Below are 14,300 nucleotides of genomic sequence, written 5' to 3' on the forward strand. Positions count from 1 at the left end.
TGCCATCCGGCTGGGATTAGTGGGGGTGAATACAGGGCCGGGCTGCCCAGAGTTCTGGTTCAGTTAAGGTACAGCCAGGCGGTTTTACAGTAGAACCACATTGCCCTCAGCCTAAGGAGAGAAGCCATGACCATTCAATTCAGCATAGCCCTTGTTGCCTTGCTGACGCTGGCCGCCTGTGGCCCAGTGACAGAAAGCGGCCCCACCAAAGCAGCCACAGTAGCGACAGATACAGCACACAACAGCCAGAATGCACTGGACTGGGCTGGCAGCTACCTTGGCGTATTGCCTTGCGCCGATTGTGAAGGGATCCGGACCACTCTGGAACTGCACCCAGACCAGACGTACCAGCTGAGCCGGGTGTATCTCGGAGAAAGTGACGAGTTGTTCCAGAGCACAGGTCAGTTTGAATGGGACAGCACAGGCCGGCAGATCCGTTTATTGGCCGAGCAGGATGGCCCCAGTCAGTACCTGGTGCAGGAAAACCTTTTGCTCCAATTGGATATGGCAGGTAACCCCATTGACGGCGCACTGGCGGCGCATTACCAGTTAACCAAACAAAACCCGGATTTGCAGATGCTGGCCGGTAGCAGCGATGACTCGGCCCCCAGCCTGACCGGCGTACGCTGGCAGTTGCAGGAGCTGGCAGGCCAGCCGGTACAGGGCACTCCGGCACAGCGGCCCTACATTGAATTCGGCACCGATGGCCGGATCAGTGGTTTTTCCGGCTGTAATCAGTTTACCGGTGGTTATGAAACCGAAGGATTACGCCTGCGCTTTTTGCCACTGGCAACCACACAGAAAGCCTGCGCTGGAGGCGAACTGGAAAGTCAGTTCCTGCAAGTTTTACAAGGCATTGATAACTTTAGCGTTAACGGCAACGAACTGACCTTCTATAAAGCCCGCACTGCGGCTTTGCTGAAGTTTACCGCGTTGGATTCGTCCACTTGACCTCTGCCAGGCCGAGCTTAGCCTGGCTGGCGATTTAACGCACCGGCGGCTATCTGCTGCTGGTTGAACACCCCGGTATCCAATACCCAGCCCGTGACCAGACTGGCAGGGGTCACATCAAAAGCCGGGTTATACACCTCTGCCGCTTCCGGTGCCCAGCACAGCTGACCAAAAGCACCGGCCACCCCTTTCACTTCGGCCGCAGCACGTTGCTCAATAGGGATATCGGCACCAGTGGCACACTCAGGATCCACAGTGGTATAAGGCGCGACCACATAAAACGGCACCTGATGGTAATGGGCCAGGACTGCCAGGTTATAAGTGCCTATCTTATTGGCAAAATCTCCGTTGGCGGCAATGCGGTCTGAGCCCACAAAAATTTTATCCACCCGTCCCTGAGCCATCAGCATAGCCGCCATATTGTCACAAATCAGGTGATAGGGAATGTGCTGCTGCTCCAGTTCCCAGGCCGTTAAACGTCCGCCCTGTAACAAAGGCCGGGTTTCGTCGACCCACACCTGAATGTTTTTGCCTTGCTGATGCGCGGTACGGATCACCCCTAAAGCAGTCCCAATACCAACGGTCGCCAGGCCGCCGGTATTGCAATGGGTCAGAATGCGGTCGCCCTGATGCACCAACTCAGCGCCCAATTCAGCCATACGCTGACAAAGCGCAACATCTTCCGCAAAAAGCGCCTCAGCCGCCGTAATACAGGCCTGCCGGTAGTCAGCCTGACCTAACGCGGCCAGCATCACATCAATAGCGTTCATCAGATTAACGGCGGTGGGCCGGGCCGCCCGTAACGTCAGCGCCGCCTGCTGCAGTCCGGCCCGGCTTTCACCAGCCTCAGCCAGCACCGCCAACAGCAGGCAAGCCCCAATGCCGATAGCGGGTGCACCACGCAGCTGCAAGCCTTGGATCATCTGCACCATCGCAGGCACTGACTGGCAATGCAGCCAGATTTCCTGCTGCGGCAGCACTGTCTGATCCAAAACATATAACTGATTATTCAAAACTTTCAGACTGGTGGCCTGCAGATTGACCATGAACAACTCCTGCTGAGAAAGGCATTGCACTGAAAATGCGGGTTTGCGATTATGCGGCCCTCTTATGCTGAACACAAGAAACGGAACCTCAGATGTCGGACTACCACCCATTCACCCCGGATCAGGCCGCCCGCTTTGCCGATCTGCACAGCGATTTATTTGGGGATCACAGCCAATTGACTGCACAGGAGTTTGGCGACGGCAATCTGAATCTGGTGTTCCGGGTGAAAAATAACAGAAGCACCAGCCTGATCGTCAAACAGGCCTTGCCTTATGCGCGCTGCGTCGGTGAATCCTGGCCCCTGACACTGGACAGAGCCCGTATTGAAGCCGAAGTGTTACTGAAGCACGCGAAAATCTGCCCTGACCATGTGGTGGAGGTGTACCACTATGATACGACGCTTGCGGCGATACTGATGGAAGATCTGCATCAGTATGAAATTGCCCGCAGTGCGTTAATTCAGGGCAAACATTTCCCGTTGTTAGGTCAACATATTGGCCACTATCTGGCACAGGTTCTGTTCCACACCGGCGACTTTGTGCTGACCGGGCCTGTGAAAAAAGCCCTACAGCTGCAGTTTCATAATCCTGAGCTCTGTCTGATCACCGAAGACCTGTTTTTTACCGACCCTTACTGCAACCACGAACGCAACAACATCAGTCCCGCCATGTTACCCGAAGCGCAACAGCTCTGGCGGGACATTGAACTGCAGGCCGAAGTGGCACAGCTCAAAGCAGATTTTCTCAGCAAGCCTCAGGCGTTATTGCATGGCGACATGCACAGCGGCAGCATTTTTGTCAAAGCAGACAGCAGCAAAGTGATAGACGCCGAATTTGGATTTTTTGGCCCTATAGGTTTTGACTGCGGCAGTTTTATCGGCAACCTGCTGCTCTGTGCTCTGGCACAACCAGGCTTATGCCAGAACCCAGCGACAGCGATAGAGCAGCAGTCCTACCTGAAAGGCCAAATTGAACTGTTCTGGGCCACCTTCTCCGACGAGTTTAACCACCTTATGCAGCAGGAAACCGCTGATACCACTTTTCAGAACAAACTGTTTCAGCAACGCTTTTTAAACCAGATCTGGCAGGATAGCCTGGGTTATGCCGGCTGTGAGTTGATCCGCCGTACTGTCGGTCTGGCCCAGGTCGCCGACCTGAGAAAAATAGCGGACCAGAGTCAGAAAACTAAAGCAGAAACTGCAGCCCTGACCTTGGGCCGTCAGCTGATTATGCAGCGCTCCAGCCTGAGCCTCACAGAGTTAATCCAACTGATTTAACCCTTGCCGGCCAGTCGGATTTTTCGACTGGCCGTGCGCAACTGCTACAGCACAAAATCTTTCATTTGTCGTCGCTTCATTCTTTCTTTAAGGTCTGAATATCCGCCAATTTCCGGCGAATCAGCGGCCAAAACAGCATTTTGCGCGACAAAATGCTATAGTAGCGCCGTGAAACAACAAAACCTGTGGTCACTCCAGGTTTTGTTTGGGTGGGCCTTTTTCACACAACAAATGCAGGACGCGTCATAACAGCTATTACAGCCTCAACACTAAGGTATAACTAATGAAAACATGCAAAAAGTCGGTTCTGGCCCTGGGTATTCAGGCCAGCCTGTTTGCTGCTGCCATGGGTCTTTCTCCAGCGCTGATGGCGCAGGAAAGTGACAAAGATCAGGCACAGGAAGAAGCCAAACTGGAACGTATAATGGTGACGGCGCAGCGCCGGGTGCAAAGCACTCAGGAAGTGCCTATTTCAATTGCAACCTTAAGTGGCGAAAAATTCGACGCCCTGTTTTCCGGTGGTGAAGACATTCAGGCGCTGGCGAATAAGATCCCAGGTTTGTATGCCGAATCATCGAATGGCCGTGCCGCGCCACGTTTTTATATTCGTGGTTTAGGGAACACCGACTTTGACCTGGCCGCTTCGCAGCCGGTTTCCGTCATTATGGATGACGTGGTGATGGAAAACGTGATCCTGAAAAGTTTCCCGTTGTTCGACATCGCTCAGGCCGAAGTGATCCGTGGCCCTCAGGGCACGCTGTTTGGCCGTAACACCACGGCCGGTATGGTGAAATTCACCACAGCCCGCCCCACCCAGGATTTCGAAGCTTATACCAAACTGGGCGTCGGTAACCTGGGCACGCTGAATTTTGAAGGCGCGGCCAGCGGCGGTTTAACCGACGAAATTTCGGCCCGTTTATCCGTGCTGAGCCAGAACCGTGACGACTATATCGACAACGGTTTTACCGGCGAAAAAGACTTCACTGGTGGTCATGAAGAAAAAGCCGCCCGTTTGCAACTGCAGTACGAATCTGGTGATTTTAAAGCCTTATTAAATGTCCATGGCCGCGATTTAGATGGCACCTCCTCTGTTTTCCGTGCCAATGTGCTGACCAAAGGCAGCAACGAGCTGAATGAAAACTATGACCGTGACACTGTGTACTACAACGACGGTGACGGTAACTTCCAGAAGTATGAAAACTTCGGCAGCTCCCTGACGCTGGAATATGACTTCAATGGAATGACCCTGACCTCTGTGACAGCCCAGGAAAATGCAGACGGTAACGGCAAAGGCGATATTGACGGCGGTACTGAAGCCGGTCCTGGTTTTATCCCGTTTCAGGCTGTAACTGAAGATCAGCTGGATGACCTGGAGCAGTTTACTCAGGAAATCCGTCTGGCCAGTGACACCGAAACAGGGTTGGAATGGCAGGTTGGTGCCTTCTATTTTGATTCGTCATTCGGGGTGACCAGTATAGATGGCTTTTTTGGTGCCACCTCTGTGTACCATGAAAACAAAAGCTGGGCTGTATTCGGTCAAAGCACTTATGACCTGAACGACCGTTGGGATGTGACAGCAGGTATCCGTTACACCTACGATGAAAAAGATTTTTGGGTAGGCCAGCAAAACGTAGACGGTTTTGCCTTGGTGATTGGCGCAGCCGCTGTGCAGGATTATGACCCAATCAATGTGGATGATGGTCAGGTGAGCTGGGAATTAGCCACTAACTACCGTTTAACAGAAAGCACCAGCTTATTCGCCCGCGTGGCTAACGGTTTCCGTGCTCAGTCCATACAAGGCCGTGATGTGGCTTTTGAATCCGCCCCTTCAGTGGCTGATTCAGAAACCATCCAGTCGTTTGAAGTAGGTGGGAAATCTGATCTGCTTGACGACAGCCTGCGTTTAAACGGCGCCTTGTTCTATTACACCATTGACGACATCCAACTGTCTGCCATTGGTGGTCAGTCGCAGGGTAACCAGCTACTGAATGCCGATAAAGGCACAGGTTATGGTTTTGAAGTGGACGCCGAATGGCGAGCCAGCAAAAACCTGGTGATAGGTGGTGGTTTCAGCTACAACAACACTGAACTGGAAGATGCCAATCTGTTAGTGGCACCTTGTGGTTCAGGCATGTGTACTCCAACAGATCCACTGGACGCCAATGGCCGTGCTTATATTGACGGTAACCCGTTCCCACAGGCACCGGAAACCATTGCCACAGTGAATGCCCGTTACGATATTCCGGTACCCAGCGGTGAAATCTATTTCTACACCGATGTGGCTTATCAGGGTAAAACCAATCTGTTCCTGTATGAATCCGAAGAGTTCCATACAGATGGTAACTACGAAGCCGGTCTGCGGATTGGCTACCTGAACTTTGATAACGAATACGAGCTGGCACTGTTCGGCCGCAATATTACCGATCAGGACAACCTGAAAGGTGCCATTGACTTCAATAACCTGACTGGTTTTGTCAATGAGCCGCGTATTTACGGTATTGAGTTTAAGAAAAGCTTTTATTAATCGATAACTGCAAAAATAACAGGGCGTGTAAATCACACGCCCTTTTTATTTACTTCGCTCCCTTTAGCCCGAATTACGCATACCAGCCGCAATACCAGCTATGGTCACCATCAAGGCCCGCTTGATGCTGTCGTTCACCGTTTCAGGCGCATGCCGCACCCTGTCCAGCAGTTCCACCTGCAAAATATGCAGCGGGTCGACATAGGTATTACGCAGCATAATGGATTCGCGGATCCAGGCTTCATTGGCCATCAGGGTGTCACTGTGGATCAACTTGAGCAGCAGGTTTTTGTCGGCTTCCAGTTGTGAACGTAGTTGCAGGCCCAGTGGCAGCAGCGCTTCAGGCACCAGCTTTTCGTCGTAATAGGCCGCAATTTCCGGGTCTGCCTTTAAATACACCATTTCCAGCATCGACAAACGGGTGGCGAAAAACGGCCATTGCGCCCGCATTTGCTGAAGTACTTCGGTCTTCCCTGCTTGCACCACAGCCGCCAGCGCACTGCCAGCGCCCAGCCAGGCCGGTAACATCAAGCGGTTTTGGGACCAGGCAAAGATCCAGGGAATAGCCCGTAAGCTTTCGACCCCGCCATTGGGGTTTCGCTTCGGTGGCCGGCTGCCTAACGGCAACTGGCCCAATTCCAGTTCTGGAGTCGCGGCTCTGAAATAAGGCACAAAATCAGGGTGTTGCCGCACGATCGCCCTATAGGCCTGACAGGAAATATCCGACAGCTGCTGCATCAGCTCGCGCCAGGGTTGCTGGGGCACAGGCGGAGGTAACAGTAACCCTTCCAGTACAGCGCTGGCGTATAACGCCAGACTGCGCTGCGCCAGACCGCTTAACCCAAATTTAAAGCGGATCATTTCACCCTGCTCAGTAACCCGCAGGCCGCCCACCAGTGAACCTGGTGGCTGTGACAAAATAGCCGCATGAGCCGGGCCGCCGCCACGGCCGATAGTGCCGCCACGTCCGTGGAACAAAGTCAGCTGTACCTGGGCTTCCTGACAAATTTGCACCAGAGCTTCCTGAGCACTGTACTGCGCCCAGGCGGCTGCAAATGCACCGGCGTCTTTCGCCGAGTCGGAATAGCCGATCATCACTTCCTGTTTGCCCTGGATATAACCACGATACCAGTCAATGGCCAGCAGCTTGCGGATACAATCCGGTGCGTTGGTCAGGTCAGCCAGAGTTTCAAACAGCGGCGCCACCCGCATTGGGAAGCTGATGCCGGCTTCTTTTAACAGCAGCTGCACCGCCAGCACATCTGACGGCTTGCCAGCCATCGAAATAACATAAGTCGACAGCGCTTCGGGGCCATGACGGGCAACAATATCGCAGGTATCCAACACCTCTTTGACTTCGGGGCTGGGTTGCCAATTGCGCGGAAATAAAGGCCTTTTGCTGGCAAGCTCATTAAGCAGGAAGGCCTGACGGCTGCTTTCGTCCCAGTCGGCGTAATCGCCAATACCGAGATAACGGGTAAATTCACTGAACACCTGAGTATGACGGCCAGACTCCTGCCGCACATCCAGCTTTAATAAGGTCAGGCCAAAGGCATAAGCCCGGCGGATCGTATCGCGCAGCAAGCCATTGGCAATCACCTGCATTTTGCAATCCAGTAAGGACTGGTAGCAGAGTAATAAAGGGGCCAGCAGTTGCTGGTTTTCCCAAATCAAGTCGTCCGGTCGTTGCAGCCGGTCGTGTTTCAAGGCTTCACTGAGCCAGTCGCGGGTGTAAATCAGTTTTTGTCGTACGTCCTTTAACAGCCTGCGGTACGGCTCGGAATCATCACCCACCTGAGCACGCAACGCCTCATTAGCCTGGCTCATCGACAGCTCATTGGCCAGCGTGTCCAAATCGCGGCTGAATAAGTCAGCGGCTTTCCAACGGCTGAGTAATAACACCTGACGGGTCACTTTCGCTGTCACAAATGGGTTACCGTCCCTGTCCCCTCCCATCCAGGATGAAAACCGCACCGGCGCTGCATCCAGTGGCAGACCATGGCCGAGCACAGGTTGCAGTTCCTGCTCCAGTTCGCGGATAAAAGCCGGCACCGCCTGCCATAACGAGGTTTCAATGACGGCAAAACCCGACTTGGCTTCATCCACTGGGGTCGGACGTTGTTCGCGGATTTCATTGGTGTGCCAGGCCTGGGTGATCAGTTCTGACAAACGGGTTTCCAGCACCTGACGCTCGGCGGCAGACAAATCCTGCTCCAGTTGTGCCAGAGCCGCCGCAATCTCCGTCAGTTTATGGATCAGGGTGCGGCGGGTCACTTCGGTTGGGTGCGCCGTCAGCACCAGCTCAATCGACAGGTTTTTCACTGCAGCTTCAATTTTGGCTTTATCCACTTGCTGTTGTTGCAGCAAATTCAGCAGTTCCTGGATAGGCTGAGGCTTTTCAATGGTTAAACGACCGGCTTTACTGATGGTATGGTGCTGTTCTGCCAGGTTCGCCAGGTTAAGAAACTGGGCAAAAGCCCGCGCTACCGGCAGAATTTCTGCGTCACTCAGATTCACCAGCATTTGTTTCAGCTGCTGGTCCTGCAACTGAGTACCTTGTCTGGCCTGTTTGGCCAAAGCTCGGATTTGCTCAATTCGCTCCAGTACCGACTCGCCCAGTTGATTGCGGATAGTGTCACCCAACTGGGTGCCCAACAGACCCACGTTTGCCCTCAAGGCAGCATATTCCGACATATCCCACTCTCCTCGTTCCACTGCCTGTCGTCATTTTTTGTGTTGTTATCTCAACCCTAACTGGGAAAACAAAAGTACTCAACACTGATAGATTACAAAATCGACAACAAAATGGAAGTTTAGAAGTCTGGAAATCCGAAAATAATTTTAAGGAAGGGCCGTCAGTTGCATACTGCCCAGCTGTTGATAATCAATGCGGACCGGGGTTGCCGCCGGAATAGTCCAGACACCGGCATAAGAGCCTGTAATGATCGCCTGCCCCTGAAACAGGCCAATTCCAAGCTGCGACAGCTGATTCACCAGCCAGTACAGTGGTGCTTTGGCATCCGCATTGGGATGCTTACCGGCAAACTGCAGGGGCGCTTGCCCTTTGACCGTTAAGGTGAAGACCACTTCAGCGGGCGAGGCAGCCACTTCCGGCCCCAGGTACAGGCCCTGGTTAAATAAACCTGCCGCCAGGTTATCCAGAAACTCAGCCCCTGCATCACTGGCATAAGGCCGGATAATCAACTCCAGTGCCAGATGCGTGGCAGCAACTGCAGCATCAATCTCCGCCTCGCTGTACGGGTCGTCCCTTGGTGGTAAATCCTGCCCCAGTACAAAAGCAAATTCAGGCTCAATGCTGTACTCGCTGGCTGGCCATTCAAAGTTGCACTGCGGCCCTTTTTGCAAACGGCCAATAGGGGCCATCACCCAGCCTTTTTCCGAAGGTAAACCCGCTTTCCAGCCCCAGACGGGCTGCATCAGTTGGTGTAATAACTGCAGCTGGATCTGAATAGCAGCCAGTGAGGTGGCAGGTCTCAACTCATCGGGTAAAACCGCGGCCTGTTGCTTTGCCAGGCGGTAACGGGCCAGCTCTGCCGCCGCTTGTTGTACTGTATTTTCTGATGCATGGTGCATAAAGATGAGGTCTGAAAAGTGAGGAATAACTGAAATTAAACGGCAATTCCCAGAAAATGTCACTGAGTCGTTGCATTCGCTTTGGATGCATCCATTCCACTCAGGACATTTGACAAGCGGCCCAAGGCCCATTATTTTGGCAGCCATTGCGGGTGTCGTATAATGGTAATACCCCAGCTTCCCAAGCTGGTGCCGTGGGTTCGATTCCCATCACCCGCTCCAGATCCAAAAGAAAAAAGCGCCTGAAGGCGCTTTTTTGCATCTTACATCTGCGATTGCAGATAATTCGGTAAGCCAATCAGTTTAATCAGCCGCAGTTGCTGCTCCAGCCAATGGGCATGATCATTTTCCGTGTCATCCAGTAAGGTCATCAGCATATCGCGGGTCACATAATCCTGCTGTTGTTCACAGAGTGCGATGGTCTTCTTCAGCAAGGCACCTACTGTGTATTCCACATTTAAATCATTTTGCAGCATTGAAGGCACATCCTGGCCAACCTGCAGCGGATCACGTTTGCTGAGATCAGGCATGCCTTCCAAAAACAGAATGCGTTCAATCAGCGCAGAGGCATGGGCTTTTTCGTCTGTCACTTCATGGTCAATACGTTCAAACAGCTTATGCAGGCCCCAGTCGTGGTACATACGGGAGTGAATAAAGTATTGATCCATTGCCGTCAGCTCATTGGCTAACAGCTCGTTTAAGGCAGCAATAATCTGAGGATGGCCTTTCATATTAATCTCCTGACCCCATTTGAGTTTGCAGGTAGTTTTCCAGGCCTACCAGTTGAATTTGTTGTTGCTGGGTGTCAATCCAGTCCACATGCTCTTCTTCGTACTCCAGAATTTCCTGCAGCAACTCGCGGCTGACATAGTCCTGCTGCTGCTCACACAGCTGAATAGCATCACGCAGCAGCGGCAGTTGATCATGCTGGAACGCCAGATCACATTGCAGCATTTCTTCTGTGTCTTCACCAATACGCAACTTACCCAGGGCCTGCAGGTTAGGTAAACCTTCCAGGAACAGGATACGTTCGATCAGTTCGTCCGCCTGCTTCATGTCTTTGATCGACTTTTTGTAGCAAACAGTATTTAACTGAGCCAAACCCCAGTTCTTATAAATACGGGCATGCAGAAAGTACTGGTTAATGGACGTCAGTTCACTGGTCAGTACTTCGTTCAGTTTGGCAAGCACCAAAGGTTGGCCTTTCATCGCAAGTTCCTGCTATTTCATCAATAGCAGCAATTTTAGTCAGAAAACAAATAAAATCAATCAAAACACACAAAAAACATGAATAAAATCAACAACATGCAATTGATAACGCTTCGCTTTAATACCAGAGTTCTTGCTAAGTTTCGATCTTCAGCTCTTCGTAACGGCTATGGCCTGCCGGCGAAACTGGGTATACTCGGCCACATCTGACTTGCGGAGCTGCTGTCTTATGTCTGCACCAACCCAAAAAAAATCACCGGGTTTTCTGCTGAATTTACTATTTAACATTGTGATTCCAACGCTGATCCTGAGCAAACTCAGCGAAGAGCAGCAGTTGGGGCCGGTTTGGGCTCTTGTGGCCGCTTTGGCTTTTCCCGTCTGTTTTGGGCTGTATGAGCTGAAACAAAGCCGGAAAGTGAATCTCTTCTCAGTGTTAGGGATTGTCAGTGTACTGCTGACCGGCGGTATCAGTTTATTGCAGCTCGACCCGGCTTATATCGCCATTAAAGAAGCGGCTGTACCGGGTGTCATTGCGCTGGCGGTGTTTGTCAGTCAATACACCAGGTACCCACTGGTGAAAAAAATTTTGCTGAATGATGAGTTGCTGGACCTGCACAAACTGCAGCACAGCCTGCAGCAAAAACAAGCCGAGGGCCTGTTTGAGCAGAAGCTGAAACACTGCGCATACCTGGTCAGTGCCGCTTTTGTGTTTTCATCGGCCATGAATTATGGCCTGGCCAAATACCTGCTGGTCAGCCAGCCAGGCACCTCGGCCTTTAATGAAGAGCTGGCACAAATGACAGCGCTGAGTTACCCGGTGATCGCCTTACCTGTGATGGTGATGCTGATGGTGGCCATTTTTTATCTGTTCCACCAGATTGGCAAAGTGACGGGCGAGTCGGTCGAACACTTTTTGCGCCAATAGCCGCTGCATTAAAGCAGCGACTGCATGCGCTGGTAAGCTGCAGCTAAATCGGCAATTAAATCATCCGGATCTTCCAGGCCTATATGCAACCGCAGCAGCGGCCCCGCGTAAGGCCACTGACTGGCGGTGCGCAGTTTCTGAATGCTTAAATTAGGAATAATCAGGCTTTCAAAGCCGCCCCAGGAAAAGCCCATTTTGAAGTGCGCCATGCCTTCGATAAAGGCCTGCACCGCTTTGGCGTCGCCTTGTTTTAATACAAAAGAAAACAAGCCATTGCTGCCACTGAAATCCCGCAAAAATAAGTGATGGCCAGGGTTGTCCGGTAAAGCCGGGTGTCGCACTGTTTCCACCCACTCTTGTTGCGCTAACCAATGTGCCACTTTCAGTGCATTGGTCTGGTGTTGTTCCAGCCGGATTTTTAACGTACGTAACCCTCGGCTTGCCAGGTAGGCATCGTCAGCCGAGGCGCAATAGCCCATCAGATAACTCTGTTCACGCAATTGTGGCCAGTACTGAGAATTGGCAGTGGCAATGCCCAGCATGGCATCGGAGTGGCCAATAATGTACTTGGTCGCCGACTGAATACAGATATCGACGCCCAGCCCATACGCATCCAGCAGCAGAGGGGTGCCCCAGGTATTGTCCAGCAGCAGGCAAATGCCTCTGTCTTTGGCCACCGCTGCTATAGCCGGAATATCCTGTATTTCCATGGTCAGTGAGCCCGGCGATTCCAGAAAAATAGCTGTGGTGTTGGGACGGATCAGGCTGGCAATTTCAGCACCCAATAGCGGGTCGTAATAAGTGGTTTCAATGCCAAGGCCCACCAGCAGTTTGTCGCAAATGGCCCGGGTGGGTTCGTAGGCCGTGTCCACCATCAACAGATGGTCACCCTGCTTTAGCACCGACAATAACGCCGCATTAATAGCAGCAGCGCCACATGGGTATAAAGCGCAGCCCGCTGAGCCTTCCAGTTCACAAATCGCTTCCTGCAATGCAAAGTGAGTGGCAGTGCCACGGCGGCCATAATAAGGCACCCTTTCACCGCGTTTGGCGGTGGCGTGCTTCAGCTCGTCCATCGTGTCAAACACTATGGTGGAAGCCCGGACCACAGGCGGGTTCACCGCCGAGCCCGTCCATTTTTTACCACGGCCGGCGTGGATCAGTTGCGTTGCTTTTTTCACAGAAGACTCCAGACATCCAGATGTCCAATTAAGCTACCTGATTTCGCAAATCAGAGCCAGACAGGGATTTGATCTTTTTGTATCAGTTGCTCAAGGACGGGCTTAGCAAAGTAATACCCCTGAAACCAGTGGATGCCTTGGGCGAACAGATAATCAAGCTCAGCTTCCGATTCAATACCTTCGGCCAGAACCTTGGTTTGCAGCTGCTGGCACACTGTCAAAATGCCTTTTAACACAGCTTGCTTAAGCGGGTCCTGATCGATATTTCGGATCAGCCCCATATCCAGTTTCAGCACCGCAGGCGTCAGCGCAGTGAGCCAGGCGAGTCCGGCATAACCAGCCCCAAAATCGTCAATGGCGGTAATAAAGCCCCGTTTGGCATAGCTTTCAAAAATCCGTTTCAGCTTGCCCTGGTCGATAATTTGTTCACCTTCAGTCACTTCAAACATAATCTGTCTGATATCAAAACCAAACAGATCCGCCGCCTCAATGGTCGCGCGAATGCAGGTTTCCGGGTTATACACCGCATTGGGCAAAAAGTTAATGCTCAGCACTTTTTCCAGCCCCAGCCTGGATGCTGTTTCAATGGCTTTGACCCGACAGGCCTGATCAAAATAATATTTGTTGTTGTCGTTGATGTGTTCAAACACCCAACCAGCACTTTGACCTTCAGGCCCTCGCACCAAGGCTTCATAACCCACTATGTCTTGTGCGGCCCAGTCCACAATCGGCTGAAATGCCATCCTGATATCAAAACCCAGAGAGTTGCCGCTAAGGCAATCCATACAGCTTTGTTGTTTGATTTGCGTGGGGAAATCCATAAGGCATGATACAAAAATTGGGACTGACTTTACCTTAGGTTAGGTTGAGCCCCCAGGGCAAGTGCTTTTGCATAGTACTGACTAACTAAACTGACCGCCTCGCTGAAGCAGTGACCGTAACTGACCACACCATCCTCATGACCCAACATGGTAAAGAGTGCAGGCCCTTCTCCTTGCCGGCGTACCAACTGCTGCACCGCCAATGCCATCTCCACAGTACCATAAGGAATGTCGGCGGCTGTATGTGGCAGCTGCAGTGCAGCTGTCTGTTGCCAGATTGCCGGGCAGTGCGCATGCACCACCACCCCAATACGCGGATCCACCTGATACACAGCGGCATGGGTCATCGACTCCGACGAAGGCGCCGTTCCCCCACAGGCCCAAAGCTGGTTCTGCTGAATATCTACCTGGGTCACCAGCGCGTAATCGGCCGCCCGGAGCTGTTCTGGCCCACCGGTCTGAGTGCCGCTGATGATAAATTCTGCCGGGCCAGAGCGTTGACTCAGGTTGCCAAAGCCATAATTGTCGTACCGCTTAGGGTGCTGACCCAGCATACCCAATTGATGCAACAGGGTACGCCAGGCGTTGATTTCACGGATCTGTGCTGCCGGGAATACAGCGCCAGGCTGAAAATTCAGCTGAAATTTAATCACCCCTTCCTGTTCATGCATGACGCAGCCCCTGCTGTTTTGCTGGCGCCATTATAAAATTCATGCCTTTCATTGCCAGCCGCCTGGAAGCCCAGACTGGCCCGCGCCGGGCAGCCATGTAT

The 14,300-nt window shown here is 52.4% G+C and carries 12 protein-coding genes and 1 tRNA gene; 5 read left to right on the plus strand and 8 right to left on the minus strand.

Features of this window, described 5'->3' with window-relative positions; translation table 11 throughout:
• Window positions 1–126 precede the first annotated feature (126 nt).
• Window positions 127–951, plus strand: a complete 825-nt coding sequence (locus tag WKJ03_RS08650; protein ID WP_337841790.1) for a copper resistance protein NlpE N-terminal domain-containing protein — start codon at window positions 127–129, stop codon at window positions 949–951.
• Window positions 952–968: 17 nt separating this feature from the next.
• Here WKJ03_RS08650 and mtnA read toward each other — a convergent pair whose 3' ends face one another.
• Window positions 969–1,997: an S-methyl-5-thioribose-1-phosphate isomerase gene (gene mtnA / locus WKJ03_RS08655; RefSeq protein ID WP_337841791.1), complete on the minus strand. Its 1,029-nt coding sequence runs from the start codon at window positions 1,995–1,997 to the stop codon at window positions 969–971.
• Window positions 1,998–2,089: 92 nt separating this feature from the next.
• On the opposite strand from mtnA, the gene mtnK reads away from it, so the two are divergent.
• On the plus strand, window positions 2,090–3,274 hold the full coding sequence (gene mtnK / locus WKJ03_RS08660) for an S-methyl-5-thioribose kinase (RefSeq protein ID WP_337841792.1): 1,185 nt from the start codon (window positions 2,090–2,092) through the stop codon (window positions 3,272–3,274).
• A gap of 283 nt (window positions 3,275–3,557) precedes the next feature.
• Window positions 3,558–5,798: a TonB-dependent receptor gene (locus WKJ03_RS08665; protein ID WP_337841793.1), complete on the plus strand. Its 2,241-nt coding sequence runs from the start codon at window positions 3,558–3,560 to the stop codon at window positions 5,796–5,798.
• A gap of 63 nt (window positions 5,799–5,861) precedes the next feature.
• Here WKJ03_RS08665 and ppc read toward each other — a convergent pair whose 3' ends face one another.
• The gene (gene ppc / locus WKJ03_RS08670; RefSeq protein WP_337841794.1) at window positions 5,862–8,492 is read right to left on the minus strand and encodes a phosphoenolpyruvate carboxylase; all 2,631 of its coding nucleotides are present in this window, start codon (window positions 8,490–8,492) and stop codon (window positions 5,862–5,864) included.
• A 147-nt stretch (window positions 8,493–8,639) separates the two neighbouring features.
• Window positions 8,640–9,392, minus strand: a complete 753-nt coding sequence (locus WKJ03_RS08675) for a hypothetical protein (RefSeq protein WP_337841795.1) — start codon at window positions 9,390–9,392, stop codon at window positions 8,640–8,642.
• 148 nt (window positions 9,393–9,540) lie between these two features.
• Here WKJ03_RS08675 and WKJ03_RS08680 point away from each other — a divergent pair.
• Window positions 9,541–9,614: transfer RNA gene (locus tag WKJ03_RS08680), tRNA-Gly, on the plus strand.
• A gap of 41 nt (window positions 9,615–9,655) precedes the next feature.
• On the opposite strand, the gene bfr (WKJ03_RS08685) is transcribed toward WKJ03_RS08680, so the two are convergent.
• Both bfr (WKJ03_RS08685) and bfr (WKJ03_RS08690) read right to left on the minus strand, forming a co-directional pair.
• On the minus strand, window positions 9,656–10,123 hold the full coding sequence (bfr, locus tag WKJ03_RS08685; RefSeq protein WP_337841796.1) for a bacterioferritin: 468 nt from the start codon (window positions 10,121–10,123) through the stop codon (window positions 9,656–9,658).
• A 1-nt stretch (window position 10,124) separates the two neighbouring features.
• Window positions 10,125–10,601: a bacterioferritin gene (gene bfr / locus WKJ03_RS08690; RefSeq protein WP_337841797.1), complete on the minus strand. Its 477-nt coding sequence runs from the start codon at window positions 10,599–10,601 to the stop codon at window positions 10,125–10,127.
• Between the two features lie 229 nt (window positions 10,602–10,830).
• Here bfr (WKJ03_RS08690) and WKJ03_RS08695 point away from each other — a divergent pair, with 229 nt between their 5' ends.
• Complete coding sequence (locus WKJ03_RS08695; RefSeq protein WP_337841798.1) at window positions 10,831–11,526, plus strand: VC0807 family protein; 696 nt, start codon at window positions 10,831–10,833, stop codon at window positions 11,524–11,526.
• Window positions 11,527–11,534: 8 nt separating this feature from the next.
• Here WKJ03_RS08695 and metC read toward each other — a convergent pair whose 3' ends face one another.
• From metC to WKJ03_RS08710, 3 genes are all read right to left on the minus strand, one after another.
• Window positions 11,535–12,707 carry a cystathionine beta-lyase gene (gene metC, locus WKJ03_RS08700; protein WP_337841799.1) on the minus strand — a complete coding sequence of 391 codons (1,173 nt, stop codon included), beginning with the start codon at window positions 12,705–12,707 and terminating at the stop codon, window positions 11,535–11,537.
• Between the two features lie 50 nt (window positions 12,708–12,757).
• Window positions 12,758–13,450, minus strand: a complete 693-nt coding sequence (locus WKJ03_RS08705) for an EAL domain-containing protein (RefSeq protein WP_337841800.1) — start codon at window positions 13,448–13,450, stop codon at window positions 12,758–12,760.
• A 107-nt stretch (window positions 13,451–13,557) separates the two neighbouring features.
• Window positions 13,558–14,199, minus strand: a complete 642-nt coding sequence (locus WKJ03_RS08710; protein ID WP_337841801.1) for a class II aldolase/adducin family protein — start codon at window positions 14,197–14,199, stop codon at window positions 13,558–13,560.
• Window positions 14,200–14,300 lie beyond the last annotated feature (101 nt).

This window comes from Rheinheimera sp., from assembly GCF_037442525.1.
In the GTDB taxonomy this organism is placed as follows: Bacteria; Pseudomonadota; Gammaproteobacteria; order Enterobacterales; family Alteromonadaceae; genus Pararheinheimera.

Bases quoted from the DNA above. Each gene is read 5' to 3' on its own strand.
- WKJ03_RS08650 (WP_337841790.1), top strand. From the start codon at position 127: ATGACCATTCAATTCAGCATAGCCCTTGTTGCCTTGCTGACGCTGGCC.
- mtnA (WP_337841791.1), bottom strand. From the start codon at position 1,997: ATGGTCAATCTGCAGGCCACCAGTCTGAAAGTTTTGAATAATCAGTTA.
- mtnK (WP_337841792.1), top strand. From the start codon at position 2,090: ATGTCGGACTACCACCCATTCACCCCGGATCAGGCCGCCCGCTTTGCC.
- WKJ03_RS08665 (WP_337841793.1), top strand. From the start codon at position 3,558: ATGAAAACATGCAAAAAGTCGGTTCTGGCCCTGGGTATTCAGGCCAGC.
- ppc (WP_337841794.1), bottom strand. From the start codon at position 8,492: ATGTCGGAATATGCTGCCTTGAGGGCAAACGTGGGTCTGTTGGGCACC.
- WKJ03_RS08675 (WP_337841795.1), bottom strand. From the start codon at position 9,392: ATGCACCATGCATCAGAAAATACAGTACAACAAGCGGCGGCAGAGCTG.
- bfr (WP_337841796.1), bottom strand. From the start codon at position 10,123: ATGAAAGGCCATCCTCAGATTATTGCTGCCTTAAACGAGCTGTTAGCC.
- bfr (WP_337841797.1), bottom strand. From the start codon at position 10,601: ATGAAAGGCCAACCTTTGGTGCTTGCCAAACTGAACGAAGTACTGACC.
- WKJ03_RS08695 (WP_337841798.1), top strand. From the start codon at position 10,831: ATGTCTGCACCAACCCAAAAAAAATCACCGGGTTTTCTGCTGAATTTA.
- WKJ03_RS08705 (WP_337841800.1), bottom strand. From the start codon at position 13,450: ATGGCATTTCAGCCGATTGTGGACTGGGCCGCACAAGACATAGTGGGT.
- WKJ03_RS08710 (WP_337841801.1), bottom strand. From the start codon at position 14,199: ATGCATGAACAGGAAGGGGTGATTAAATTTCAGCTGAATTTTCAGCCT.